Raw genomic sequence first — 25,778 nt, 5'->3', positions numbered from 1 at the left:
ACATGGCCGCGCGGGGTGTCCGTGCGGCCGGTTGAGTGTGGCGGGACGCGTTCGTGTCGCGTCGGGCCCAGGCTTTAAGTTGCTTAACGTCGTTCAACGGTTCATCAAGTTGCTAGACCGGTGTGGTGGCGGTTGAGGCTGCGGCTACCGCTTCCGTTGGTTGTTCCGCCGGTTGTCCTGTCGCGGGCTCCGTCGTCGTCTCAGGCGATTGCAACGCGTCCAGCGCGTCAAGAATCGCTTCGGGTGTCGCGGGCGCGCGAAGCTGCGGTGCGTTTTCCGCACCAGGCACCGCGGCCGCGACCGCGTCACGAATCGCGAGGAATACCGAGAACGGCAACAGCAGCGGCGGCTCGCCGACTGCCTTCGAATGGAACACGGTTGGCTCGACGTTCTGATTCTGATAAAGCTGCACGTTAAATGCCGCGGGCGTATCGCTGACGGCGGGAATCTTGTAGGTCGACGGCGCGTGCGTCATCAGGCGGCCATCGCGGTTCCACCACAATTCTTCGGTGGTGAGCCAGCCCATGCCCTGAATGAAGCCGCCTTCCACCTGGCCGAGATCGATCGCCGGATTGATCGATTGGCCGGCGTCGTGCAACACGTCCGCGCGCACCAGTTTCCATTCGCCGGTCAGCGTATCGATCACTACTTCCGACACGGCCGCACCGTACGCAAAGTAATAAAACGGGTGACCGGTCAGCGTTTTCGCGTCCCAGTGCACTTTCGGTGTCGTGTAGAACCCATCCGACCACAACTGCACACGGGCCAGATACGCGGCGGCGACCAGTTGCTCGAATGGCATCGCACCGCCGTTCACCGACACTTCACCGCTGGCGAATTCGACTGCATCGGCGGTGCCGCCGAGTTGCTTCGCCGCGAGTTTGGCGAGCCTGTCGCGAATGGTCCGCGCAGCGGCTTCGGCGGCTTTGCCGTTCAGGTCGCTGCCAGTGGAGGCGGCGGTCGCCGAGGTGTTGGCGATCTTCGACGTATCGGTCGCCGTCACGCGCACGCGCGAAAGCGGCAGGCCGAGCTGGTTCGCGACGACTTGCGCGACCTTCGTATTCAGTCCCTGGCCCATTTCGGTGCCGCCGTGATTGACGAGGACCGAACCGTCTTTGTACACGTGCACCAGCGCGCCGGCCTGATTCAGAAACGGCACGTTGAACGAGATGCCGAACTTCACCGGCGAGAACGCGAGGCCGCGTTTGAGCACAGGACTTTTTGCGTTGAACGCGGCGATCGCGTCGCGGCGCGCGCGGTAGTCGCTGGTTGCAAGCAACTCATCCGTTAGCGGGGCGATGATGTTGTCTTCGACTGGCTGTCCGTACGGCGTCGTGTCGCGTTCGCCGATGCCGTAGTAGTTGGCGAGGCGCACGTCGAGCGGATCGCAGTGCAATTGACGCGCGATGCTGTCGAGCATCACTTCCATCACCAGCGCGCCTTGCGGGCCGCCGAAGCCGCGGAATGCGGTGTTCGATTGCGTATTGGTCTTGCAGCACAGCGCGACGATGTCGACGTCGGACAGGTAGTACGCGTTGTCGAAGTGACAGACGGCACGGGTTGCGACCGCACCGGACAAGTCAGCGGAATAGCCGGCTCGCAAGGCAATTTCGACGCGTGCGCCGAGGATGCGGCCGCTATCGTCAAAGCCTGCTTCGTATTCGTAGACCGCGTCGTGGCGCTTGCCGGTGATCATGAAATCGTCGTCGCGGTCGGCACGTAGTTTGACCGGCCGGCGCAGCAGCTTCGCCGCCAACGATGCCACACACGCAAACACCGCCGATTGCGATTCCTTGCCGCCGAAGCCGCCACCCATTCGCCGGCATTCGCACACGACGTTGTGCGCCGGCCAGCCGAGCATATGCGCGACGACCTGCTGCATTTCGCTCGGATGCTGCGTCGAACTGTAGACGAGCATGCCGTCCATTTCCTTCGGCACGGCGTACGCGATCTGGCCTTCGAGATAAAACTGTTCCTGGCCGCCGACTTCGAACGTGCCGCGGATCTTATGCGGCGCGGCAGCGATTTTCGCATCGGGTTCGCCGCGCCTCAGATGCAGCGGCGGCAGGACGAACTGCTTATTGGCTTTCGCTTCGGCGGGAGTGAGGACGACCTCGAGCGGTTCATATCGCACGACGTCATCGCTTTTCGCCAGCGCTGCCGCGCGCCGCGCGAGATCATGACTTTCGGCGATCACCGCGAACACCGGTTGACCGAGATACAGCACTTCGTCCACAGCGAGAATCGGATCGTCGTGCAGCACCGGGCCGCAGTTGTTCTCGCCGGGGATGTCTTCGGCGGTCAGCACGGCGATCACGCCAGGCGCTTTTCTGACAGCGTCCAGATCGAGCGACACGATCCGGGCGTGTGCATGCCGCGACAGCCCAAGCGCCGCGTGCAGCGTGCCTTGCAATTCGGGGACGTCGTCGGTGTAGGTGGCTTCGCCGCTCACGTGCAGCGCGGCCGATTCGTGCGGCAAGGAGATGCCGATCGCCGTCTCGCTCTCCTGAGCGGCGGCGTGCCTGGCAGCATGTTCGACGAAAGCATCGGTCCGGTTCATCACGACGACTCCTTCGCAACGGCCGCGTCGGGCGCGCCGGCTTCGTACGCGAACGCATTCACGTCGAAGAGGGCGAGCGGCGCGTCATCGCGCGTTTCGAGGTGGAAGCGCCACAACAGGTTGCGCGCCACCTTCAGTCGATAGGCGCTCGAGGCGCGCATGTCGGTGAGCGGCTGGTAATCGGCGACGAGTGCGTTCATCGCTTGCCGCGCGGTGCTTTCGTTCCATGTTGCGCCATTCAGCGCGGCCTCGGTTTGCGCGGCGCGTTTAGGCGTCGCAGCCATGCCGCCGAATGCAATACGGGCTTCCCTGATCGCGCCGTTTTCGCCGATGTGCAGCGCGAATGCGGCGCACACCGCGGAGATGTCCTGATCGTAACGCTTTGACACTTTGTAGGTGCGGAAGCGCAGATCACGCGCCGGACGCAGCACGCGCAGCGCTGCGACGAATTCGCCGGCCGCGAGCGCGGTTTTCTGATAGCCGAGGTAGAACGCGTCGAGCTTCAGCGTGCGGGTTTTGGCGCCTTGGCGCAGCACGACTTCGGCGTCGAGCGCGAGCAGCGCAGGCATCGAATCGCCGATTGGCGAGCCGTTCGCGACGTTGCCGCCGAGTGTGCCGGCATTGCGGATCGGCAGCGACGCGAAGCGCGTCCACATCTCGGCCAGTTCCGGGTAGTCGACGGCGAGCGCCGCGTAGGCGTCTTCGAGCGTCACGGCGGCGCCGATTGTCAGCGTCTGCGCATCGCGCTCGATCGTCTTCAATTCGGCGACGTTGCCGATGTACAGGATGTCGCCGAGATCGCGGAACTGCTTGGTGACCCAGAGGCCGACATCGGTGCTGCCGGCCAGCAGACGCGCTTGCGGATGCTCGGCGCGCAGTTTGGCGAACGCGTCGAGCGAGATCGGTGCATGGAAAGTGGGCGAGCTGAACGTGGCGCCACGCGTATCGGGCGCGCAGTACTCGAAGGTGTCGCGGCGTTGGATCTCACGCAGCTTGTCGGCGACCGCCTTGCGGTCCAGCGTCACGCGTGGGTATTGCGGATAGTCGAACATTTTCTGCGACGCATCGACAATCGGCCGGTAGCCAGTGCAGCGGCACAAATTGCCGGACAGCGCGGCGTTGATCTCATCGCGGGTGGGCAGGCCGGCGGCGGCCGGCTGGTTTTCATACAGCGCCCACATCGACATCACGAAGCCGGGGGTGCAGAAACCGCACTGCGAGCCGTGGCAATCGACCATGGCCTGCTGGACGGGGTGCAGGGCGCCGTCGGCGGCGCGCAGGTCTTCGACGGTGAAGAGGGCTTTGCCGTCCAGCGTCGGCAGGAACTGAATACAGGCGTTGACCGCTTTCAGCGCGAGCCCGCCTTGTGCATCCAGTTCGCCGATCACCACCGTGCAGGCGCCGCAGTCGCCCTCCGCGCAACCTTCCTTGGTGCCCGTGCAATGCAAGTCCTCGCGCAGGTGCTGAAGCACGGTGCGCGACGCCGGGACGCCCGCGACCTCACGGACGGACCCCTGGTGATAAAAGCGGATGGTTTGCGTTGTCATGGCGAATCCGAAAGACAGTGCGGACCGGGCGCGCGTTACGCATGGGGTCGCGCCAAAGCCGGCCTCGCGCACGTAGATCGCCATCCAGTTCCGAAGATAGCACTACCTCGTCCCGAAAAGATTTCCCAACTCGCATGAAGCTTATTCGGAAGCGGTCATGAGATAAGTACGATTCGCGCCAGGGCGGGAAGTTGCGTGAGGCGGGATGAGTGGCGCAAAGCCTTGAGGGACGGGGCGCGGCGAGAAAAGGGGGCGGAGCGGACGTGAAAACGCCGGCCTTCAACCCGTCAGAGAAGACGGATCAAAGGCCGGCGCCGATTCAGTCAGATCGACCGGAAGCGTCGATCAGGCGATCCGGCGGCGATTCTTAACGAGGCTCAGCGCCAGCGGCACGAAAGCCACGACGAACGCCACCAGCGACCAGGTGGGCAGCGACAGGCCGAGAATCGGCGGATAGGCTGTTTCGCAGAGCCCTGCCACTTTGAAGACGCCCGGCAGCCACTGCGCGGGCGGCAAGCTGTCGACCACCGGCTGCAGCGCGTCAAAGCCGCAACTGAAGCCCGGATTGGCCTGCACATAGACGTGCCGGGCGGCGGTCACGATGCCGCCCAGGGCCGACAGGGCCGCCAGCACTTCCAGCAGCCGCACGCCACGCCAACTGTTAAAGCGCGCGCCGAGGAACGCAAAAATCGCGATCAGCAGGAAGAAATACCGCTGGATGATGCACAGCGGGCACGGGTCTTCGTGCAAGCCGTATTGCAGATACAACGCGCCGGCGACGAGGCCGACGCAGATCAGGCCAAGCAGAACCAGCAGGGAGCGCTCGCGGCGCAGCATCGCATTGTCGTTATTCATGGGTCGTGTGGCTGTCTGGAAACGAAAAGGGCGGGTGCCCGCGATTCTAGCGCGAACCCCCGCCCTGGCGCTTATCGCGCTTTTAAGTCGCAATCCCCGCTCAGTGTCTGCGCCGTATCCTGTTCAGCGCCCTACTTAGCGAATCGCGTTGAGCACCGCCTGGGCGCCGCGGCCGATGGCCAGCAAGGCGTCGTCGGCGTGTGGTGCGCCTGCCAGCATCAGGCCGACGGGCGCGTCGCCGCGCAGATGGCAAGGCAGCGACAGCGCGCAGGCGTCGAGGAAGTTGAACACGCTGGGGTTGCGCAGGATCAGCGCGTTGGTGCGGCCAAATGCTTCATCGTCGTCGATCAGATCGGCCACGCGCGGCGGCACCACCGGCACGGTCGGTGCGACCACCGCGTCGAAACGCTGCCACAGCGTGCGTGCGGCTTCGTCGAGCATGGCCTGGCGCTCGGCGAGCAGGTCCAGATAGTCGACGGCACTGGCCGGCTGGCCTTTCAGGATGCGTACCAGCACGCGCGGATCATATTGATCGCGGTGCTTTTCCAGCAGCGGACGGTGCCATGCATACGCTTCGATCGGCGAAAAGCCGAAGCGGTTGATCTCGGGCAGACGGTCGAGCGGCGCGAAGCGCACTTCCGTAACGATCGCGCCGGCCGCTTCCAGATGTTTGAGCGCCGTGTCGATCGCGGCGGCGACCGCCGGTTCGACGCCGTCGGTCACGAAATTGGTCAATACGCCAAGGCGCACGCCTTCGAGCGGCCGGGCCGCCGGAATGCGTGGCTCGAGCCCCGCCAGCATACGGTCGACCAGCGCACAGCACGCTACCGAGACGCCGATCGGCCCGAACGAGTCGAGCGTCGGAGAGAGCGGCACGCCGCCTTGCTTCGGAATGCGATCGGCGGTCGGCTTGAAGCCGGTCAGGCCGCATAGCGCCGCCGGGATGCGGATCGAGCCGCCGGTATCGGTGCTGAGCGCAATGGCCGCCATGCCGTCCGCGACCGACGCCGCCGCCCCCGACGACGAGCCGCCCGAAATCCGCTCGTCGCCCTTCACGCCGCGCTGATACGGCGACAGCGGATGTCCGTAGTGTGGGTTCAGGCCGAGTCCGGAAAACGCGAACTCGCTCATATTGGTGCGCCCGACGATCACCGCGCCCGCCCGTTTCAGACGCGCGACCGCGACCGCGTCCGCTTTGGCGGCGGGCGCGTCGGCCAGCACCACGGAACCGGCGCGGGTCGGCTGGCCTTCGATATCGAACAGATCTTTGACCGACACCGGAATCCCGGCGAGCGGCGAGAGGACGGTGCCGGCGGCGCGCAGGCGGTCGTGCGCATCGGCCGCGGCGCGGGCGCTGTCGGCGTCGGCGTGCATGAAAGCGACCGCACCCTGGCCGGCCGGATCGGCGATCCGTTCGAGCGCGGTTTCAACGAGCGCGCGGCTCGTGGTGCGGCCGGCAGCGAGGTCGGCGGCAAGCTGGGCGAGCGGCGGGAAGGGCGTGAATTCGGTGGCCATGATGTCGGGAGAATCCGGTTGAACCGGGTGAAGCCGGTTGAGGTGGATGGGAAGCGGTCGAGAGATTCGGTCGGTGGGAAGCGGTCGATCAGATGCGGTTGAAAAGCGTCGCGCGGAACGCTTCGATATGCTTTTGCACCGATTGGCGGGCGCCTTCGGCATCGCGTTCGCGCAGCAGGCGAAACAGCTCCAGATGTTCTTCGTGGACGTCTTCGAGATGATGCGGCTCGGACAGCGAAATGAACCAGAAGCGCAGTGAGCGTTCGTGCAACCCACGCAGGATGTCGGCCAGCACCGGGTTGCGCGACGCCGCCGAAATCGCCAGATGAAACTCGCGGTCGATATCCATCATGCCTTCGATATCATGCGCGGCGACGCACACCGACGAGCGGTCCAACAAGGCCTGCATCGCGTCGAAATCGTGTTGCTGCGCATGGCGCGCGGCCAGCTCGACGCAGTAGCTTTCGTTGACGAGTCGCACGTCGATGATCGCCAGCACGTCGTCGAGCGAAACCGGGCGGACCATGATGCCCTTTCTCGGCATGATGGTTAGCATGCCCTCGTGCACCAGCCGGTGCAGCGCCTGATGCACGGGCGTTCTGCCGATGCCGGTCAGCACCATCAATTCCGCTTCGTTGAGTACCTCGCTTGGCCGCAGGCGCATCGTGATGATCTCGCGCTTGACGAAGGCATAGGCCTGTTCGGCGAGGCTGGCCGTGGCGGTCTCGCGGGGGGTACTGGAGCGGCGGGCAGTCTGCAAAAGCGTCATGTGAAGAAGGTGCGGGCGTTGTCGTCCGCATTGTAGAACAAGGTTTTGCGCGGACGGCGCCGGGTGGGCGGTTGCTCACCCGGCGCCGTTTGCGCATGACGCGTGGTTCTCACACGTCACAGCAATCACGGCAATCACAACGTGTCAGGCGCTCCTCGGCGTCACCGCCGCTGCGTGCTGCACCTTGACGCGCGGCATCATCAACGTAACCAACCCGCCGACGATCAACGCCCCCGCGATCAGCACCAGCCCGAAGGTCACGCTATGCGTCGCATCTTTGACGATGCCGAGCACATACGGGCTCACATAGCCGGCAAGGTTCGCAATCGAGTTGATCACGGCGATGCCGGCCACGGCTGCGGAGCCTTGCAGGAACGTGGTGGACATCGACCAGAAAATCCCGAAGCCCGCCAGAATGCCGATGTAGGCGATCGACAAACCAGTGACGGCGAGCGGAATCGAATTGGTCACCGAGGCGCTGCCGAGCAGGCCCGCCGCGCCGATGAAGCAGCACACGGCGTAATGCCAGCGTCGTTCGCCTGTGACATCCGACGAGCGGCCGATCAGAATCATGCCGATGCCCGCCGCGAGATAAGGAATCGCGGTGACGAAGCCGTTCGTGACGAGATTCGTGACGCCGAGGTCCTTGACGATCTGTGGCAGCCAGAACGAGAAGCCCGCATTGCCGGTAACGAGGCAAAAGTAGATCAGCGTCAGCAACCAGAAGCGCCCCGAGCGCAAGGCAACCGCCAGACTCTGCTCGGCACCGGCCGCCGCAGCGGCAGTGTTTTCGCGCGAGAGGCGGGTGAGAATCACGCGCTTTTCGTCGTCGGTGAGCCAGGCGGCTTCGGCGGGCGTGTTGCGCAACACGGCGAGCGCCCAGAAGCCGGCGAGGATCGACGGAATACCTTCGATCAGGAACATCCACTGCCAGCCGCGCAAGCCGTGCGCTTCATGCAGCGCCGACATCAGAAAACCCGACAACGGCGCGCCGATGATCCCTGCCACCGGAATCGCCGCCATGAACACGGCGACCATCCGCGCGCGCCGGTCGGACGGAAACCAGAAGGTCAGATACAGCACCACGCCCGGCACCAGTCCGGCCTCGGCGACGCCGAGGAAAAAGCGCAGCACGTAGAACATCGTTTCCGAGCGTACGAACATCATCAGACACGACAGCAGCCCCCACAGCATCGTGATGCGGGCGATGGTGGCGCGCGCGCCGAACTTCTTCAGCAGCAGATTGCTCGGTACCTCGAACACGAAATAGCCGAAGAAGAAGATCCCCGCGCCGAGTCCGTAAGCCGCGTTCGAAAGCCCGAGGTCGCCGGTGAACTGCAGCTTCGCGTACCCGATGTTGACGCGGTCCAGATACGACAACACGTAGACGAGAAACAGGAACGGCATGATGCGCCAGGTGATCTTGCGCAGGGCGGCGGCTTCGAGCCACGCGTCGGAAGACGCGTCGGCGTTGGCGGATAGCGAAGGGGGATTCATGGGTGCCTCACTCGACGATAGGTAGCGCGTGCACGCGGTAAGCGTGGCGCAGCGTGCGGTTCAGGATGGGGTCGTGCAGTTCGAGTTCGAGCGCATCGCCGTCGGCCATCCCGACGATGCCGCCTTGTACCGCCAGCGTGCCGCAGAACATCGCGGCGCCATCCGCTACGGGCGCGCGTTCCAGCAGATCGGCGGCCGGCAGCAGCGACGCGACGGTGCCTTGCTGGTAGACGCGCCGCTCGCCGTTCTTTGTCACGGCGAAAGCACGCAATTCGAGCTGATCCCAGTGCCCGGCGACATCGTCGAAACGCCATGCGTCGCGTGCGAGCGGTTTCGGGCAGACCTGTTTGGAGACGGTGACGCCGTAGGCCTCGACTTCGCGGTCAGTATGGTCGGAGCCGACGGTGACGAAGAGCCCCGCCTTCGAGCGCACCAGCACGCACTCGGCTTCACCGCTCGACTTCACACCAACCACGTCGATCTGTTCGGCCTGCGTCAGCAGCTCGGCGCCGAGGCGGTAGAAGCAGGGTGTGGTCGACGGCCGCTTCACGCCGAGTTCCGCCAGTTCGGCGATGTGATGCTCGATCGCCGCCTGATCTCGCCCGGCCCAACCGGCGATCGTCAGTCGATTCACTTCGACGATATCGGCGCGACTGTCGCCGGAACGATTTACGACATTGAAGGACATCTGCATCACCCGACTCCCAAGAAAATATGCGGCAAATATTATTGTGATATTTCACTGGCGTCCAGCGTGTCAAAAAAGTTTCGGGCCTACGGTCCGGTTGCTAGGCCCCTGATCCGGCCAATCCCACGCCCTTTCGACGTTTGCGCGATTCGGCGCGTCGTGCGGGTGCGTTACACTGCGTTTTTGAGACATTACTTTTTGTAAGGGACACATCAATGCATCATGGCATCGGCTTCATTCAGGATCTGGCGGTCGTGATGGCGCTTGCCGGCGTCGTCACCGTGCTGTTCCATCGCCTGAAGCAGCCGGTGGTGCTGGGCTACATCGCCGCGGGCGTGATCATCGGGCCGTACACGCCGCCGTTCCAACTGATTCACGACGAGCAGACCATCCAGACGCTCGGTGAACTCGGCGTGGTGTTCCTGATGTTTTCGCTCGGACTCGAATTCAGCCTGCGCAAGCTGTTCAAGGTCGGCGCGACGGCGATCGTCGCGGCGCTCTCCGAAATCGTGCTGATGCTTTGGATCGGCTATGAGATCGGCAGCGCGTTCGGCTGGAGTTCGATGGACTCGCTGTTCCTCGGCGCGATTCTCGCGATCTCGTCGACGACCATCATCGTCAAGGCGCTCTCCGAGCTGGGCCTGAAGCGCGAGGGCTTCGCGCAACTGGTGTTCGGGATTCTGATCGTCGAGGATATTCTCGCCATCGCGATGCTGGTGCTGCTCTCCGGCATTGCGCAGACAGGGCAGTTGAGCGCGGGTGTCGCCGTCGTGACGCTCGGCAAGTTGCTGCTCTTCATGACGGTGTCGTTAGTGGTGGGCATTCTGGTCGTGCCGCGCGCGCTGAACTACGTGGCGCGCGCCAAGAGCGACGAAATGCTGCTGGTGTCGGTGCTCGGCTTCTGCTTCGGCTTCTGTCTGCTGGTGGTGAAGCTCGATTACAGCATTGCGCTTGGCGCTTTCCTGATCGGCGCGATCATGGCCGAGTCGCGCCATCTGCATCGGATCGAGCACCTGATCGCGCCGCTGCGCGACGCCTTTTCCGCGATCTTCTTCGTGACGATCGGCCTGATGCTGAACCCGGCCGTGCTGGTCGACTATGCCTGGCCGATTGCGGTCATTACGGTGGCGGTGATCGTCGGCAAGATCGTGTCGTGCGGACTCGGCACTTTTCTCGCGGGCAAGGATGGGCGCACGGCGATGCGGGTCGGCATGACCGTTTCGCAGATCGGCGAGTTCTCGTTCATCATTGCGTCGCTCGGTCTGACCTTGAAGGTGACGAGCGCGTTTCTGTATCCGATCGCGGTGGCCGTCTCCGCTTTGACCACGCTTTTCACGCCTTACCTGATTCGTGCCGCCGATCCGCTGACGCAGCGTCTCGGGCAGGCGATGCCACGCACGCTCGCCAACGTGTTCGGCATGTACGGGCAGTGGCTGCGTAGTTTGAGCACGGGAACCGGCGAGCCGACGCTGTTCAGCATGACGCGGCGGATCATTTTGCAGATCGCCGTCAATCTCGCGCTGGTCGCGGCGATCTTCCTGATCGTGTCGTATAGCGCGCCTTATACCAGCACCTGGCTCGCACACTGGATGGCTTCCGAGCCGATGCAGCGCGTCGTGCTGTGGAGCATCGCGCTGGTGCTGTCGATGCCGTTCCTCGTCGCGGTCTATCGCAAGACCAAGTCGCTTGCGTTGTTGCTCGCCGAGGTGAGCGTGCAGCCGGCGACAGCGGGGCGCTTCACCAGTGCGATTCGTTACGCGATCTCCGATCTGGTGCCGGTGGTCTCGATGGTCGGCGTGTTTCTGCTGGTCGCGGCGCTCTCCAGCAGCATCTTGCCGCCGACGGGTCTCCTGACTGTGGTGCTGGTGTGCGCTGCGCTACTGCTGGCGCTGGTGTGGCGCTGGTGCGTGAAAATCCATGCGGCGATGCAGATCGCTTTACGCGAGACTTTCGAAGAACAGCCGGATCCCTGAGTTGGACGACCTGCGTTACGAACCGCAACAATGTGAGCAATTGTGTGTGGGTTTGCCGGGCTTGCCGCGCTAGCGGATAATCAGGGCATATTCATTCGTTCGCGTGGAAGGGGCCTGTCTGACTGTCATGAGCGAAAACAAACCTGAAAACACCGGTAAGCCCGGCAGCCCATCGTCACCTTCGGCGACGCCAGCGTCCTCAACGCCCTTAAGGCCTTCCACGTCGTCCGGCGCAACTCCCGGCGCGTCGAAACCTGATGTCTTGCCGCCTGAGCCGGCGGCCTCGTTACCGCTTTCCCACGAAGATTCCATCCAGTCCCCGATCAAGGACGTGGTCGCGCCGTCGGCTGCATTGCCGGCTGCCGGGGAGGCCGCGGCGAGATCGTCGACCGACGACCCTGACAGCGCATCCACTGTCACCCCCACCGATGTGCAAACGGCGCGGCAACGCGACGCGGCTGAAGCACGCAGTTCAGCGGCTGCGTCGACCGCACAGCAGGAGGCCGAGGTTCACGAGCGGGCGGCACGCAAGGCGGGGCAGGCCTACAAGAGTCCAGCCACACCTCCTGGCACGCTCGAGAGCAGCGAACCGCTCGCCGGGGAATTGAGCGCTCCGGCCGACGAAGCTGCCCTCACCGGAAACGAGGAAAAAGCGCAAGAAGCGGCCGCTGCCGCCCGCCGGGCCGGCTCGCCGCCGCCGGGTTTCGGCGCCGCGCCTGACTTCACCGCAACGAACCCGCCGCCGCCGAATGCGTTGCCGCCGTCGCCGCCGCGCTATCTGCGGCAAAGCGATTCGGCGTGGACCGTGTTCGGCCGCATCATCGCGGCGCGCGCGCGTCAGTTGTTCGATCGCGCCGGCCAACGGATCACGCAGCGTACGCTGCGCATCGGCGTGTCGGCGCGCATCTTTCACCCGGAGCCGGGTGCGAAGGGGCTGCGGGGCAAGACGCTGCAATACCTCGAGGAATCGATTGCGCACTGGGTGATGTCGCGCGACGTGCTGGTGTTCATGATTCCGACGGTTGGCCATCAGGGTATGCTGCACCCGAGCAATATCCGTTTGCGCGACTACGCGAAGCATCTCGACGGTCTGCTGCTGCAAGGCGGCGCGGACGTCTCGCCGCAATCGTACGCGGAACAGGCGACGAGTCCCGAGTGGCCGGGCGACCGCGTGCGCGACATGTACGAACTTGAATTGCTGCATGAGTTCATCGAGTCGGGCAAGCCGGTGCTCGGCGTGTGCCGCGGTTGCCAGTTGATCAACGTGGCGTTCGGCGGCACCTTGTACCAGGATATCGCCACCGAAGTGCCGACCGCCGGCACGCACGTCAACGAGCACTACGATCAGCATCGGCACGGCATTCACTTCCCGGACGGCTCGACGCTGGCCAATATGTTTCCGGGCCGGCGCGAGGCAATCGTCAACTCGATTCACCATCAGGCGGTCAAAACCATCGGCCGCGATCTGAATATCGAGGCGGTGTCGGCGTCGGACGGCATCATCGAGGCAGTGCGCTATCGGCGTGCGCCGTTTGTGATGGGCGTGCAGTGGCACCCGGAGTTTCATCGCGCGGGCGGTCCGGAGTTGCTCGATTGCACGCCGTTGCTCGACACCTTCCTGCGAGTGGCGCGCGAAACGCGGTTTTAAGGCCACACCTTTAAGCCGCGCTTTCAAGTTTCGAGTCCGGTCTTTCAAGCACGATTGTCACGGGGTGCCGCCGCCATGTTTGGCGGCGGCGCCCCGTGAGGTTGTTTTCCCACTGCGGCTTTCCGTTCGTCTTCGCTTCGCTATCAGGGCCTTTACGGGTTATGCGGGTGATGCACCGGTCATCGTCGGTGGCTTATCAAGCTGCTGCCTATCTCCATATTGCAGCTCTGCTTGATGTTGGATTCGCGCGAACGCCATGCAGATTGGGAAACGTCCGCATGAGTCATGCGCGAGTCAAATTGTTGCGTTTTCGTCTTATCTGAAATCTTTTATTTCGCGACGGGTACGTCCATCCGGCCGAATCATTCGCTATCGATTTATCTCGATTTAAAGTCCGTCAGCGCGACGCTTGAATGCTTCGCTTAACGACTAATCCGCGCGATAATCCAAGGCTGTATTGGATTCGCATGGAGCATGCACGTATGAAGTACCCCTTAATTGTACGGCGCCCCATGTTGCTCGCGGCCTCGTGTGCGCTGTTGCAGCATGGTGGTTTCGTACTGGCGGCGCAAAGCGGCGAGACCGCGCCTCTGGTCGGCACGCGGCCGGCCATCAATACGCTCACACCGCAACCGGTCGCCGCCGCACTGCGTAGTGCGGCATCAACCACGCCGCCGGCTACTGCCGGTGACGCGCAAGGCAACGTCGCCGAACTGATGCAGATGATTCACGACGCCAGGTTGAGCGAACTGCGCACCACATATAACGGTAGTTACGGCGCGAGTCTGTTTTTCTATCCGCAAGAAATGACGTACTACGTCGCGCTTTTTCAAGACAAGCATTTCTGGCGCGTGATCAAGTCGGAGGACATAGGCCGTGCCGAAGCGGTCTATGCAGGTTTCGTTCAGCAGACGGCGCAACTCGCGGACGTCGAAATTCGCCGCACTCAGTTGCAGGCGCAGAAAGCGTATATCGAAGACATCATCGCATTGTCGGAAGATCGTGCTAAGCGCTTGCAGGCCGACCTCGACGTCGCGCGTACGCAGCAGGCCAAGGTCAACGACTATCAGCGGCAGACGCAAGGCGAGGCGGTTGCGCTGCACGCGGAAAAGGAAAAGGCGCAGGCGCAATTGCGTCAGGTGCAGGGTGAAGTGATGCAGTTGCAGCGGCAGACCGAGTTCGGATTGCCAACCCAGAAGTAGGCGGACGAGCGTAAAAAGCCCAGCCCGGGCATTCATGGCCGGGCTTGGTCTGCTGATCAACCCCACGCTTTTCGGAGCGTGGGGTTTTGTTTATTTGCGGCCCGTTTTTGCAATCACGACGCGCTTACTTCGCGAATTCATCGGGAACCTCGGTCACGCGACGTTGCGATACGTGATTGATCCATTCTGTCCCACCGGTTTCAGGCGGATTGATCGTCGAAGCAGGGCGCGATGGCGGCGCAATATCGCGCAGGTGTGTGCGAGCTGACAGGGTCATTGATGCGTATTCGTCGGTGCCGAGTTGCGAAGGCGCGAGTGGCGAGTAGGCTCCCGCCGACGATGGTTTCGGTGAAGTTCGTTGTGGATTCGCCGACAGTGGAATCTGCGGCACTTCGTAGTTCGTCGGCGAGATGCGTGACACCCGCGCTAGCGACTGCATCGCGATGGTGGTCTGCGAACTGCGGCCGCTTCTTTTATACTGGTTCGGGGCGCTTTCGCGTAGCTTATCCCGGCGACGCGATAGGTTTTGACCGGCTATAGCGCGCGCCGGTGTTGCCGTGACGGGCGTGACGATTTCCGTCGTGGCGCTCGGCGCAATCACCGCTGGACGAGTATCAGCAACTGCGTAGGGTGTAACAGCAGCATCAGGCGAGTGACGATTCGCCGACTGCGCCTCCTGGCGGATCGGGACCTTGCCCGCTGGTTTGGCATCGCTAATCGTGTGACGCTGCGCCAGATGACCGAACCCAATCCAGGCAAGCATCGCGGCGCCGCCGAGTGCGCAGGCGCCGCCCGCTAGCGCACGCCAATGCAACGACCCGCCGCGCGGCGAGGCCGGAACCGGCGAGAAAGGTACGGCTTCGGCGGACGTTCGCAAAGATTCGTCGGCCGGTGTGTCGAACACGGTTGTTGAGCTGGCAGGCGAGGTGAAGCCTGAGGACACAGCCAGCGGCAAGCGCCACGACTCCCACTGGCAGAGCGCGCGGATGGTGTCCGCATCCAGACAAAAGGTACGTAAGACGGCCGCATAGAGCGCCTTGAGCTCCGCACGCAAACTGTGTCCTGGCGGCAGCAGCGCCCAGTCGCGGCCGAATGGCGGGGGCAGCAGGCGGCCCAGGGGCGACAGGCTCGGCAGCGCCATGGAGCCTTCGATGAGGGTGAGGGGGATAGTGGTCGACATCGGTTTCTTCGCAGCGCCTCGTAAAAGGGCCGCGGCTGGCGGCTCAGGGGGCTCTGGCTTCGGAGCGATGCGTATGAAAACGCTGTACACAACGCCATATGGAAACGCCGTACTCAGGTCGAGCACGCCGCCGCATGAGCGGTTACTGTGAAGCCATCGGGATGCGGAAGATGATGCCAGGAAGTGGCTGAACTAACGATCGGATTGTTCCGAAAAAGACGCGCCGGTCCGTCCTGAGTCGGACGAGTTCTGGACGATGATCAAACCGGGCACGCCAGTCTCATCGATCCAGCCGGTACACGTAGCGCAACGCAGTAATATCCACGCCGCCCATGTGATCCGGTTCGGCGCCGACGAACTGCCAGCCTTGCCTTTCATAAAAGCCGATCGCCGGTGTGTTGCCTTCGAGCACGTAGAGATACAACTGCGTCTCGCCTTGCGCGCGCGCCCAGTCTTCGGCAGCACGCATCAACAGCTTGCCTGCGCCGATACCCTGGTGCGCAGGCAGTGCATGCAGGTTGTCGAGCAGGACACCCCACGCGGACTCCGGCTGCCGTTCGACGCAGACGAAACCGATCGGCTCGCCCGCGAGTTCGGCGATCAGAACGATGCGGCGCTCGCCGCCTGGTGCGCGCAAGCGCGCTTCCCAATAGGCGGCGCGCTCCTGCGTCACCTCGCCGTCGAGGAACGCGTCCGGCAGCAGGCCGCGATAGGTGGCCTGCCAACTGGCGCTATGGATCGAAGCGATCAGCGCCGCATCCGCGAGGGTCGCAGGCCGCAGTGAAAGTGCGTGGGAGGTTTGCATCGGGATGGTGGTCAACGGGAATGGCCTGTCTGCGAAAAGTCTACCGCAAGGGTGAGCAGATGTTGTCTGTAATGAAACTGTATGGAATACGCGACAGCGCCAGGAACGGTAACATTACGTGCTGCGGGTTCCGGGTATTTCACAACGTTTACCCTGATACCGCGCAAATGTGTTCAGTATGAAAATGCGGCGCCCCCGGCGCGTTCTAATAATTGAGTTGCCCGCGGCATCCGCTTGCCGAACGCAGTGGATCGTTTCAACCGCCTGAGCGCCGCCCGTCTGCGTGGCGACAGGTTTATCAGAGAATGTCATGTCTACCGCGTCACACGCCGCTTCCTCATCCGAAGAATCCAAGTTCAAGACAGTTTTCCGCGTGGTTAGCGGCAACTTTCTTGAGATGTACGACTTCATGGTCTACGGCTATTACGCGTCCGCGATTGCCAAGACCTATTTCCCGAGCGGTAACGAATTCGCCTCGCTGATGCTGTCGCTGTCGGTATTCGGTGCGGGCTTCCTGATGCGGCCGCTTGGCGCGATCGTGCTGGGTGCTTACATCGACCATCACGGCCGGCGCAAAGGCCTGATCCTTACTCTCGGCCTGATGGCGCTCGGCACCCTCACGGTCGCGTCGATACCAGGCTACGCGACCATCGGCGTGCTCGCACCCGTGCTAGTGCTGGGCGGCCGGCTGCTGCAAGGCTTCTCCGCCGGGGTCGAACTGGGCGGCGTGTCGGTCTATCTGTCGGAGATCGCCACCAAGGGCAACAAGGGCTTCTATTGCGCGTGGCAGTCCGGCAGCCAGCAGGTTGCCGTGGTGTTCGCCGCACTGATCGGCGTGTTCCTGAACAAGTGGTTGCCGGCAGACCAGATGACCGCCTGGGGCTGGCGCGTGCCGTTCCTGATCGGTTGCCTGATCGTGCCGTTCCTGTTCCTGATCCGCCGTTCGTTGCAGGAAACCGAGGAATTCAAGGCGCGCAAGCATCGTCCGAGCATGGGCGAGATCATGAAGACGATGGCCGCGAACTGGGGCATCGTGCTGGGCGGTATGGGCATGGTCATCATGACCACCGTGTCGTTCTACATGATCACGGCCTACACGCCGACCTTCGGCAAGGAAGTGCTGAAGCTGTCGTCGATCGATACACTCGTCGTCACCGTCTGTATTGGTTTGTCGAACCTGATCTGGCTGCCGCTCGCGGGCGCGTTGTCGGACCGTATCGGCCGCCGTCCGGTGCTGATTGCCTTCACGATCCTGACGATCATCACCGCATACCCGGCCCTGCAATGGCTGGTCGCTGAGCCGTCGTTCGCTCGCCTTCTGGCGGTCGAGCTGTGGTTGTCGTTCCTGTACGGCAGCTACAACGGGGCGATGGTGGTGGCGCTGACCGAAGTGATGCCGGTCGAAGTGCGGACCGCCGGCTTCTCGCTGGCCTACAGTCTGGCTACGACGATTGGCGGCTTCACGCCGGCCATTTCCACGTTGCTCATTCACACCACCGGCAACAAGGCAGCGCCTGGCCTGTTCCTGGGCGTGGCGGCGATTTGCGGGCTGATCGCGACGCTGGTGCTGTATCGCACGCCGGAGTCGCGCAATCAGTATCGAGCGGCTTAAGCGTCGCCGTTCATCCTGACAAACAAAAACCCCGCGCTCTCACGAGCGCGGGGTTTTTTCTTGAGCGTTGCGTCGGCGACCGATTTCGGTGAGTTCGGCTCAGTTAGCCGCGGCGCAATTCGTGAGCCACTGCCTCCACCACATCGCCCCACGCGCCGGGTTGTGGCTGGCGCAGCAGCGTTGCGCCCGGATACCACGGACTGCGCGTCTCGCCGACGAACCAGCGCCAATCCGCGGCGAACGGCAGCATCAGCCATAGCGGCTTTTTCAGTGCGCCGGCGAGGTGAGCGATCGATGTATCGATCGACACGACTGCGTCGAGCCGCTCGATGATCGCCGCAGTATCCGCAAAATCGCCGATCCGCTTATCGAAACGATGAATCGACGCCGCACGCGGATGCGCGTCAAGCGCCGCGTGTTCCTCGGCGCCCAGTTCAGGTTGCAGCACGATCCAGTCGATCCCTTCGAGCGCGAACAGCGGAGCGAGCGCGGCGAGCGGCATCGAACGGGTTTCGTTCTGCTGGATGCGTCCTGACCACGCGATGCCGATCTTGCGCTTCGCGTGACCGCCGAGCGAGCCGCGCCATTTGCGGCCGTAAGCCGGAGGTACGCTGAGGTAGGGCGTGCGGTCGGGGATCGTGTCGTAGGTAGTGCCGAGCGCGAGCGGCAAGCTCAGCAGCGGGCATTGCAGATCCGCCGCTGGACGCGGTGTGCCCTGGGCGATCAGCGTGACGCGCCACGCTTGCGCGGCCGGTGCAAGCAGCGGCAGCAGTTGCGGCTGCACTTCGAGCACAACGCGCGCGGCACGCTGCGCGGCCAGTGGCACGAAGCGGACGAATTGCAGCGTATCGCCGAAACCCTGCTCGGCATGAACGAGAAGCGTGCGTTGTTCGATCGGCTCGCCATGCCAGCGCGGCAACGTCTGAATGACCGGCTGCGCGGTGGTTTGCAGCCGCCATTCGTATTCCGGCAGCCCGCGCGCGAAATCGCGCAACGCGAGCCAGGCAAGCGCGCGGTTCATGTGCGCGGACGCTAGATCGGGGCGCAAGCGCAGCGCCTGATCGAAGGCACGCACTGCCGCGGCATGCGCGCCCAGTGCCTGGTGTGCAGTGCCGAGACTCAGCCATGCGAGCGCGAACTGCGGATCGAGACCCACCGCGCGCTCGAGATACGGCAGCGCTTGCGCATGGCGTCCCAGCGCCGCGAGCGCGTTGCCGAGCCCGAAGATGGTGGGCGGCAGGTTCGGCTGCAAGGCGAGCGCCGCCTGGAAAGAGGCGACCGCTTCTGCGTGGCGGCCGGTGGCGTCGAGCGTATTGGCGAGATTGAAATGTGCGGCGACGAAACGCGGTTCGGCTGCCAGTGCCGCCTGGAAGCGCGGGATCGCCTCGTTCGCGCGGTCAAGCGCGTTCAGCGACATGCCCATGTTGTTGAGCGCACCCGCATGCCCAGGGCGCAGTTCGAGCGCGCGCTGGAACGACGCGATCGCCTCCGTATGCCGGCCGAGCGCGTGCAATGCATTGCCCAGATTGTTATGCGACGAGGCGTCGTTCGGTTGCAGGCGCAGCGACTTCTCGAAGGCGTCGGCGGCGTCTTCGTGGCGGCCCACCGACGCGTATGCATTGCCCAGGTTGTAGTGCGCCATCGGGAAAGACGGCGCAAGCGTCAGCGCATTGCGGAACTGTTCGATGGCGTCGTCGATCTGGCCGAGCGCCTTCAGCGCATTGCCGAGGTTCAACTGCAGCGCGGCGTCTTCCGGGCGCAGGTTCACCGCGCGCCGTACGAGCTCGGCGGCTTCGGCGTGCTGGCCCTGCTGGTGGCGCAGGACGCCCAGCAGGTGCAACGCATCGACGTGCACGGGGTTGCCCTCGAGCGTCGCGCGGTAGCCGCGTTCGGCGTCATCGAGGCGGCCGTCACGATGCGCCGCGAAAGCGCGGTCAAATACTTGTTGCATGACGGAGGGATGGCATTCGGGTGAGGCAGAGGCCGCATTTTCCCACACTCGCCGGGCCGCCCTCCAATTTGACCTGTTGTCTTGATATCTATAACATATGAATACCTGTTCATATGTATGTCAATGATGCCGCTTGCCATGGCTGCCGCTATCTCGCCTGTCAGTTTCGACGACCGCCCGGTGGAGACAATCGTGCCGCTAGCCGATCTGTTTCGCCTGCTTGGCGATCCGACGCGTTTGCGTATCGTGCTCGCCTGCGTCGACGAGCGGCGCGCGGTTGGCGCGATCGCGGAGGGGCTGGGCCTGTCGCCGTCGCTGGTGAGCCACCATTTGCGGCTGCTGCGCGCGGCTCGGATCGTGCGCGCGGAGCGGCAGGGCAAGCAGGTGTTCTATCTTGCCGCCGACCGCCACATCAGCGCGATGCTGGCCGGCATGCTCGAGCATGTCGCTGAGCCGGCCGGCGAATTTTCTTTGGACCCGTCATGAAGAAAATTACCGCCCCGAACCGGGCCGCCGAAGAGCGCGAGGACGACCACGCGCCGGTGTGGCTCGAGGGGGAATTCGATGGCATCGATGGGGAAGATGCGCAGGGCGGGGGGCAGGAAGGCGATGCTCGCGATCAGGGCGAGCTTCGGCACGGCGCGGTTCGTCCTGAGGTCGACGATGCAGGTGGGAGCGGCACGGAGGGGCACGGCACGCAGGGGCACGAAGCGCATGAGCGCGAGGCGAGCACGCACGGTATGTGTAAGCAGATCGCGCATGATCACGGCGCGGACCATAACCGCAGCGCCGACAGTCATAGCAGCCACGTCGACCACAACCACGGCAGTCACGCCGACCATAGTCACAGCGACCACAACCACGGCAGCCACGCCGGCCACAGCCACAGCGCCCACAATCACGCTGGCCACAGCCACAGCGGCCACAGCCACGCCCACGCACCCGCCCCAGGCCACGGCCGTGCCTTCGCGCTCGCCGTCGGGCTGAACGTAGCGATCGTGCTGGTTCAAGCCGTCTACGGCGTGATCGCGCATTCCACCGCGCTGCTCGCCGACGCCGGCCACAATCTCTCCGACGTGCTCGGCCTGCTGCTCGCCTGGGGCGCAACGTGGCTCGCCGCGCGTCGTCCGTCGGCGCGCTATACCTTCGGCTACGGCAGTTCGTCGATCCTGGCGTCGCTCGCCAACGCGGGGTTGTTGCTGTTCGCGTGCGGCGTGATCGTCGCGGAGGCGATCGGTCGCCTGATGAACCCGGCACCCGTCGCGGGACTGGTGGTGTTCGTCGTCGCGGCGGTCGGCGTGGTCGTGAACGGCTTCTCGGCGTGGCTCTTCATGCGCGGCCAGAAGGAAGATCTGAACATTCGCGGCGCGTTCCTGCATATGGCCGCGGACGCCGCCATCTCGGCCGCGGTCGCGATCAGCGGTCTCGTGATTCTCTATACCAACTGGACGTGGCTCGATCCGGTGATGAGCCTGTTCGTGGTCGCGGTTGTGGTGGTTGGCACGTGGGGTCTGCTGCGCGATTCGGTGCGCATGGCGCTCGACGCCGTGCCGCCCGGCGTCAGTCTGCAGGATATCCGCGACTATCTCGCCGAACAGCCCGGCGTCACCGACGTGCACGACCTGCACGTCTGGGCGCTGTCGACCACCGGCAATGCGCTCAGCGCGCATCTGGTGATGCCGGCAGGCCATCCCGGCGACGAGTCGATCGACGCCATCGTCGTCACACTGCGCGAACGTTTTTCGATGCAGCACGCCACGCTGCAAGTCGATCTCGGCACCACCGAGCATCGATGCGCGATGGATCATCCCCACGATTGATGCAGCGCACCGTTGAGCGGGTTATCGGCGGCGTACACTAGAACGATCTGTTGTCTCCGGAGTCCCGCATGGACGCTGCCGCACACGATGCGTCGCCGGTGCTGATCGTTGGGGCGGGTCCGACCGGGCTCGCCGCGGCAATGAGTCTGGCGCGTGCCCACATCCCCGTGCGTCTGATCGACAAAGCGCTGCAACCGAACCCGCATTCACGGGCCATCGGCATTCAGGCACGCACGCTCGAACTGTTTGAACAGCACCGCCTGATTGAGCCGTTTCTCGAACTCGGTCATCGCGCGCGCATCGCCAATCTTTTTTCCAATGGCATGCGTCTCGCGCGCCTCGATTTCGATCCGTTGCGCACGCGCTATCCCTATCTGCTGTTTCTCGATCAATCCGTAACCGAACGGTTGCTGACGGAGCATCTCGCGACGCTCGGCGTGACCGTCGAACGCGGCGTTGAACTGATGATGTTCGTGCAGGGTTCCGCCAGCATTCAGGTGACGCTGCGTCGCGCGGACGGCCGTACCGAGACCCTGCGCCCGTCGTACGTCATCGCGGCTGACGGCGCGCACAGCACGATCCGCCACCGGCTCGGCGTGAGCTTTGCGGGCAGCACCTTCGAACAGACGTTCCTGCTGGCCGATGTGCATGCCGAAACCGATTGGCCCGAGGACGAATTCCATATCTTCGCGTCGGGCGAGGGTCTCGTCGCACTGTTTCCGATGGGTCATGGCCGTCACCGTCTGATTGCGGACCATCCGGTCGAACCGACCCCGGTCCCGGCGCCGGTCACGCCCGCTGTGCTCGGCGAGCCGCCACTCAATCACGTCTCGCCGCCGTCGCTCGCCGAATGCAAGGCGCTGATTACCCGGCGCGTGCGGGAACGTGTCGACGTGTCGGAGCTGGCATGGTCGTCGTATTTCCATCTGAACAGCAGAATGGTGGAGCGGCTGCGCGTCGGCCGCATCTTCCTCGCGGGGGATGCGGCTCACGTACACAGCCCGGCCGGCGCGCAAGGGATGAACACGGGCATTCAGGAAGCGTTCAATCTGGGCTGGAAGATCGCGCGCGTTCTGAAAGGCGCGGCGCCTGACCGTCTGCTCGACACGTATCACAGTGAACGGCATCCGATCGAACGCGACGTGCTGCGGCAAACGGGCTTCATCACGCATATGGCCGAGGCCGATCATGGACCGCTGAAGCTGCTACGCGAGCGCGTGATGCCGGTGCTGGCCGCGCTCGGTCCGCTGCGCGATGCGGCGCGTATGACGATCAGCGAGTTGTCGGTCCAGTATCGGCGCAGTCCGCTGACGCTCGAACGCCTGCTCGACGGCGGCCCGCGTGCCGGCGAGCGCGCGCCGGATGCGCTGGTGCACGTAGTGGATGGGCCGCTTGGCCGCGCGCCGGGCGTCGGTTGCATTTTCGATCTGCACGATCCGGCGTTCTTCTCGTTGTTCCTGCTGGTCCCGCCGCTGGCCGTCGACGACACGCCGCTCGATCCGGCCGCGAAGCACGCACCGCCGCCGGACCCGGAACTGGAGCGGCTGGCTGCGGAAGTCGAGAGATTGTTGCCGGGCGCGGTGCGCATCTGGCGCGTGACCGATACGAGCGGCGAGGGCGGCCCGGCGCTGTCCGAATCGTATGGACGCACGCGGCCGTCGTTCTATCTGGTGCGGCCGGACGGCTACATCAGCGCGCGCGGACGCACGGGGTCCGACCTGCACGGCTTGCTGCGGCACTGCGAAGCATGGTTCGCAGTGGGTGGCGTGATACCGGAGCAGACGGCGCTGTGAGGAGGCGCTGACACGAACGCGCCTCGCGCGCGTCGTATCCGCTGGCTGACCGGCCTTCGCTTACACCGCAGCCGCAGCCGCCGGCGTCAACCCGTCACGATGCTTGACGAGCGCTTCCCTGACGATGCCCGACATTTCGATACCGCTTGCATCCGGCTCATCGAGCGCCGCCAGTAAAGCGCGCCGCATGCGCGGCTCCCAGAAGCGGCGGATATGATCGGCGATGCCGGCGAGTGCTTCCTCACGGTCCGGCATCGAATCGAAAAAGTCGCCGATCCGGTTCGCCATGTCGATCAGATTCTGATTGTCCATGGCTTGCCTCACTTACCCGATGTTGCGTTGGCCAACTCGCGCTGCTTCAGCAGATCGAGCTGCTCCGTGTTGAAGCGCGAATAGTCCTGCTGCCATTGCGACGGCTGTTCGACCGGCATCACCTGCACCGCGGTCACCTTGTACTCGGGACAGTTCGTCGCCCAGTCCGAGCTATCGGTGGTGATCACGTTCGCGCCCGATTCGGGGAAGTGGAACGTCGTGTAGACGACGCCCGGTTGCATCCGCTCGGTCACCTTCGCGCGCAATACGGTTTGTCCCGCGCGGGATTCGATGCCGACCCAATCGTCATTCCTGATGCCGCGTTCTTCCGCATCGTGCGGGTGGATCTCGAGACGATCTTCGTCATGCCAGCGCGAATTTTCGGTGCGGCGTGTCTGTGCGCCGACGTTGTACTGCGACAGGATGCGGCCCGTGGTGAGCAGCAGCGGGAACTTGCGCGTGACCTTTTCCGGCGTTGCGATGAACTTTGTAATCACGAACTTGCCCTTGCCGCGCACGAAAGTGTCGATGTGCATGGTCGGCGTACCGTCGGGCGCGTCTTCGTTGCACGGCCACTGGATGCTGCCGAGTTCGTCGAGCTTCCTGTACGACACACCGTGGAAGGTCGGCGTGAGACGTGCGATCTCGTCCATGATCTGCGACGGATGCGCGTAGTCCATTTCATAACCGAGCGCGCGCGCGAGCATCACGGTGACTTCCCAGTCGGCGTAACCCGGCACCGGCGGCATCACCTTGCGCACGCGCGAGATGCGGCGCTCCGCGTTGGTGAAGGTGCCGTCCTTTTCGAGGAACGACGAACCCGGCAGCAGCACGTGCGCGTACTTTGCGGTCTCGTTGAGGAAAATGTCCTGCACGACGATGCATTCCATCGCAGACAATGCCGCCGACACGTGATGCGTGTTCGGATCGGATTGCACGATGTCTTCGCCCTGGCAGTACAGGCCCTTGAAGGTGCCGTGCACGGCGGCGTCGAACATGTTCGGAATGCGCAGGCCCGGTTCGGGCTGCAGCGTCACGTTCCATGCTTCTTCGAACAGCGCGCGCGTGATCGAATCGCTGATATGGCGATAGCCCGGCAGTTCGTGCGGGAACGAGCCCATGTCGCACGAACCCTGCACATTGTTCTGGCCACGCAGTGGATTCACGCCGACACCTTCGCGGCCGATGTTGCCGGTCGCCATCGCGAGATTCGCGATACCCATCACCATTGTCGAGCCCTGCGCGTGTTCGGTGACGCCGAGGCCGTAATAGATCGCGGCGTTGCCGCCGGTGGCATAGATGCGGGCGGCTTCGCGGATGGATGCGGCGGGCACGCCGGTGAGTTCCTCGGTCGCTTCCGGCGCGTTCTCGGGCAGGGCGACGAACGCACGCCATTGCTCGAACGCGCGCGTTTCGCAGCGCTCGGCGATGAACGCTTCGTTCAGCAAGCCTTCGGTCACGATCACATGCGCGAGGGCATTGACCACGGCGACGTTGGTGCCCGGACGTAATTGCAGATGATGCGAGGCCTTCACGTGCGGCGTATCGACGATATCGATGCGGCGCGGATCGACCACGATCAGCTTCGCGCCCTCGCGGATGCGGCGCTTCATACGCGAGCCGAACACCGGGTGGCCGTCGGTCGGATTGGCGCCGATGACCATGATGACGTCGGCCTTGTCGACCGAGGCGAAGGTTTGCGTGCCGGCCGATTCGCCGAGCGTGGTCTTAAGGCCATAGCCGGTCGGCGAGTGGCAAACACGCGCGCAGGTGTCGACGTTATTGTTGCCGAAGGCGGCGCGCACGAGCTTCTGTACGAGATACGTTTCTTCGTTCGTGCAGCGCGACGACGTAATGCCGCCGATCGAATCGCGGCCGTGCTTCGCCTGAATGCGGCGGAATTCCGACGCCGCGTACGTGAGCGCTTCTTCCCAGCTGACTTCACGCCACGGATCCGTGATTTTCGCGCGGATCATCGGCTTGGTGATGCGGTCCTTGTGCGTCGCGTAGCCCCAGGCGAAGCGGCCCTTCACGCACGCGTGGCCTTCGTT

Annotated in this window: 19 protein-coding genes; 7 read left to right on the top strand and 12 right to left on the bottom strand. The window is 64.0% G+C overall.

The window, feature by feature from the left end; genetic code table 11:
* Positions 1–112: 112 nt before the first annotated feature.
* From xdhB to P3T25_RS36705, 7 genes are all read right to left on the bottom strand, one after another.
* Complete coding sequence (xdhB, locus tag P3T25_RS36735) at positions 113–2,560, bottom strand: xanthine dehydrogenase molybdopterin binding subunit (protein WP_429361924.1); 2,448 nt, start codon at positions 2,558–2,560, stop codon at positions 113–115.
* Positions 2,560–4,107 (bottom strand): xanthine dehydrogenase small subunit, encoded by a 1,548-nt coding sequence (xdhA, locus tag P3T25_RS36730; RefSeq protein ID WP_429361922.1) that lies wholly within the window; start codon positions 4,105–4,107, stop codon positions 2,560–2,562. The genes xdhB and xdhA overlap by 1 nt, the downstream gene beginning before the upstream one ends.
* Before the next feature lie 345 nt (positions 4,108–4,452).
* Entirely contained in the window at positions 4,453–4,962 is a 510-nt protein-coding gene (locus tag P3T25_RS36725; RefSeq protein ID WP_097390115.1) for a disulfide bond formation protein B, read from the bottom strand.
* Between the two features lie 135 nt (positions 4,963–5,097).
* A complete protein-coding gene (locus tag P3T25_RS36720; protein ID WP_429361919.1) occupies positions 5,098–6,477 on the bottom strand; it encodes an amidase in 1,380 nt (459 codons plus the stop codon).
* 88 nt (positions 6,478–6,565) lie between these two features.
* On the bottom strand, positions 6,566–7,246 hold the full coding sequence (locus tag P3T25_RS36715) for a GntR family transcriptional regulator (protein ID WP_266261306.1): 681 nt from the start codon (positions 7,244–7,246) through the stop codon (positions 6,566–6,568).
* Positions 7,247–7,390: 144 nt separating this feature from the next.
* The gene (locus P3T25_RS36710; protein WP_429361917.1) at positions 7,391–8,743 is read right to left on the bottom strand and encodes an MFS transporter; all 1,353 of its coding nucleotides are present in this window, start codon (positions 8,741–8,743) and stop codon (positions 7,391–7,393) included.
* Between the two features lie 7 nt (positions 8,744–8,750).
* On the bottom strand, positions 8,751–9,437 hold the full coding sequence (locus P3T25_RS36705) for a DUF2848 domain-containing protein (protein WP_429361915.1): 687 nt from the start codon (positions 9,435–9,437) through the stop codon (positions 8,751–8,753).
* Between the two features lie 209 nt (positions 9,438–9,646).
* Between P3T25_RS36705 and P3T25_RS36700 the strand changes: the two genes are divergently transcribed.
* The 3 genes from P3T25_RS36700 (at position 9,647) to P3T25_RS36690 (ending at position 14,254) form a co-directional block, all read left to right on the top strand.
* A complete protein-coding gene (locus tag P3T25_RS36700; RefSeq protein ID WP_266261307.1) occupies positions 9,647–11,404 on the top strand; it encodes a cation:proton antiporter in 1,758 nt (585 codons plus the stop codon).
* A 127-nt stretch (positions 11,405–11,531) separates the two neighbouring features.
* On the top strand, positions 11,532–13,052 hold the full coding sequence (locus P3T25_RS36695; RefSeq protein WP_429361912.1) for a gamma-glutamyl-gamma-aminobutyrate hydrolase family protein: 1,521 nt from the start codon (positions 11,532–11,534) through the stop codon (positions 13,050–13,052).
* A 482-nt stretch (positions 13,053–13,534) separates the two neighbouring features.
* Positions 13,535–14,254 (top strand): DUF2968 domain-containing protein, encoded by a 720-nt coding sequence (locus P3T25_RS36690; protein WP_429361910.1) that lies wholly within the window; start codon positions 13,535–13,537, stop codon positions 14,252–14,254.
* Between the two features lie 124 nt (positions 14,255–14,378).
* Here the strand turns inward: P3T25_RS36690 and P3T25_RS36685 are convergent, their stop codons facing one another.
* Both P3T25_RS36685 and P3T25_RS36680 read right to left on the bottom strand, forming a co-directional pair.
* Entirely contained in the window at positions 14,379–15,434 is a 1,056-nt protein-coding gene (locus tag P3T25_RS36685; RefSeq protein WP_429361908.1) for a hypothetical protein, read from the bottom strand.
* A 280-nt stretch (positions 15,435–15,714) separates the two neighbouring features.
* Positions 15,715–16,239, bottom strand: a complete 525-nt coding sequence (locus tag P3T25_RS36680) for a GNAT family N-acetyltransferase (RefSeq protein ID WP_154559969.1) — start codon at positions 16,237–16,239, stop codon at positions 15,715–15,717.
* 310 nt (positions 16,240–16,549) lie between these two features.
* Here P3T25_RS36680 and P3T25_RS36675 point away from each other — a divergent pair, with 310 nt between their 5' ends.
* Positions 16,550–17,851: an MFS transporter gene (locus P3T25_RS36675; protein WP_154559970.1), complete on the top strand. Its 1,302-nt coding sequence runs from the start codon at positions 16,550–16,552 to the stop codon at positions 17,849–17,851.
* Between the two features lie 103 nt (positions 17,852–17,954).
* Here the strand turns inward: P3T25_RS36675 and P3T25_RS36670 are convergent, their stop codons facing one another.
* The gene (locus P3T25_RS36670) at positions 17,955–19,802 is read right to left on the bottom strand and encodes a tetratricopeptide repeat protein (protein WP_429361905.1); all 1,848 of its coding nucleotides are present in this window, start codon (positions 19,800–19,802) and stop codon (positions 17,955–17,957) included.
* Positions 19,803–19,940: 138 nt separating this feature from the next.
* Between P3T25_RS36670 and P3T25_RS36665 the strand changes: the two genes are divergently transcribed.
* The 3 genes from P3T25_RS36665 to P3T25_RS36655 all read left to right on the top strand — a co-directional run bounded on the left by P3T25_RS36665 (position 19,941) and on the right by P3T25_RS36655 (position 23,415).
* The gene (locus tag P3T25_RS36665) at positions 19,941–20,288 is read left to right on the top strand and encodes an ArsR/SmtB family transcription factor (RefSeq protein WP_429361903.1); all 348 of its coding nucleotides are present in this window, start codon (positions 19,941–19,943) and stop codon (positions 20,286–20,288) included.
* Positions 20,289–20,542: 254 nt separating this feature from the next.
* Positions 20,543–21,622 (top strand): cation diffusion facilitator family transporter, encoded by a 1,080-nt coding sequence (locus P3T25_RS36660; RefSeq protein WP_372342686.1) that lies wholly within the window; start codon positions 20,543–20,545, stop codon positions 21,620–21,622.
* A 68-nt stretch (positions 21,623–21,690) separates the two neighbouring features.
* Entirely contained in the window at positions 21,691–23,415 is a 1,725-nt protein-coding gene (locus P3T25_RS36655; RefSeq protein ID WP_154559973.1) for an FAD-dependent monooxygenase, read from the top strand.
* 60 nt (positions 23,416–23,475) lie between these two features.
* Here P3T25_RS36655 and P3T25_RS36650 read toward each other — a convergent pair whose 3' ends face one another.
* Together P3T25_RS36650 and fdhF are read right to left on the bottom strand one after the other, a co-directional pair.
* Positions 23,476–23,727: a formate dehydrogenase subunit delta gene (locus P3T25_RS36650; RefSeq protein WP_154559974.1), complete on the bottom strand. Its 252-nt coding sequence runs from the start codon at positions 23,725–23,727 to the stop codon at positions 23,476–23,478.
* 8 nt (positions 23,728–23,735) lie between these two features.
* Positions 23,736–25,778, bottom strand: a 2,043-nt coding sequence (fdhF, locus tag P3T25_RS36645) for a formate dehydrogenase subunit alpha (protein WP_429361900.1), incomplete at its 5' end; no start/stop codon positions are given.

The sequence above is a fragment of the Paraburkholderia sp. GAS32 genome, assembly GCF_050434225.1.
Taxonomy (GTDB): domain Bacteria; phylum Pseudomonadota; class Gammaproteobacteria; order Burkholderiales; family Burkholderiaceae; genus Paraburkholderia; species Paraburkholderia madseniana.
This window is presented reverse-complemented; position numbering and strand designations above follow the sequence as displayed.

Bases quoted from the DNA above. Each gene is read 5' to 3' on its own strand.
- P3T25_RS36690 (WP_429361910.1), top strand. From the start codon at position 13,535: ATGAAGTACCCCTTAATTGTACGGCGCCCCATGTTGCTCGCGGCCTCG.
- P3T25_RS36725 (WP_097390115.1), bottom strand. From the start codon at position 4,962: ATGAATAACGACAATGCGATGCTGCGCCGCGAGCGCTCCCTGCTGGTT.
- P3T25_RS36715 (WP_266261306.1), bottom strand. From the start codon at position 7,246: ATGACGCTTTTGCAGACTGCCCGCCGCTCCAGTACCCCCCGCGAGACC.
- P3T25_RS36710 (WP_429361917.1), bottom strand. From the start codon at position 8,743: ATGAATCCCCCTTCGCTATCCGCCAACGCCGACGCGTCTTCCGACGCG.
- P3T25_RS36660 (WP_372342686.1), top strand. From the start codon at position 20,543: ATGTGTAAGCAGATCGCGCATGATCACGGCGCGGACCATAACCGCAGC.
- P3T25_RS36695 (WP_429361912.1), top strand. From the start codon at position 11,532: ATGAGCGAAAACAAACCTGAAAACACCGGTAAGCCCGGCAGCCCATCG.
- P3T25_RS36720 (WP_429361919.1), bottom strand. From the start codon at position 6,477: ATGGCCACCGAATTCACGCCCTTCCCGCCGCTCGCCCAGCTTGCCGCC.
- P3T25_RS36685 (WP_429361908.1), bottom strand. From the start codon at position 15,434: ATGTCGACCACTATCCCCCTCACCCTCATCGAAGGCTCCATGGCGCTG.
- P3T25_RS36670 (WP_429361905.1), bottom strand. From the start codon at position 19,802: ATGCAACAAGTATTTGACCGCGCTTTCGCGGCGCATCGTGACGGCCGC.
- xdhA (WP_429361922.1), bottom strand. From the start codon at position 4,107: ATGACAACGCAAACCATCCGCTTTTATCACCAGGGGTCCGTCCGTGAG.
- P3T25_RS36680 (WP_154559969.1), bottom strand. From the start codon at position 16,239: ATGCAAACCTCCCACGCACTTTCACTGCGGCCTGCGACCCTCGCGGAT.
- P3T25_RS36665 (WP_429361903.1), top strand. From the start codon at position 19,941: ATGGCTGCCGCTATCTCGCCTGTCAGTTTCGACGACCGCCCGGTGGAG.
- P3T25_RS36650 (WP_154559974.1), bottom strand. From the start codon at position 23,727: ATGGACAATCAGAATCTGATCGACATGGCGAACCGGATCGGCGACTTT.
- P3T25_RS36700 (WP_266261307.1), top strand. From the start codon at position 9,647: ATGCATCATGGCATCGGCTTCATTCAGGATCTGGCGGTCGTGATGGCG.
- P3T25_RS36655 (WP_154559973.1), top strand. From the start codon at position 21,691: ATGGACGCTGCCGCACACGATGCGTCGCCGGTGCTGATCGTTGGGGCG.
- xdhB (WP_429361924.1), bottom strand. From the start codon at position 2,560: ATGAACCGGACCGATGCTTTCGTCGAACATGCTGCCAGGCACGCCGCC.
- P3T25_RS36705 (WP_429361915.1), bottom strand. From the start codon at position 9,437: ATGCAGATGTCCTTCAATGTCGTAAATCGTTCCGGCGACAGTCGCGCC.
- P3T25_RS36675 (WP_154559970.1), top strand. From the start codon at position 16,550: ATGTCTACCGCGTCACACGCCGCTTCCTCATCCGAAGAATCCAAGTTC.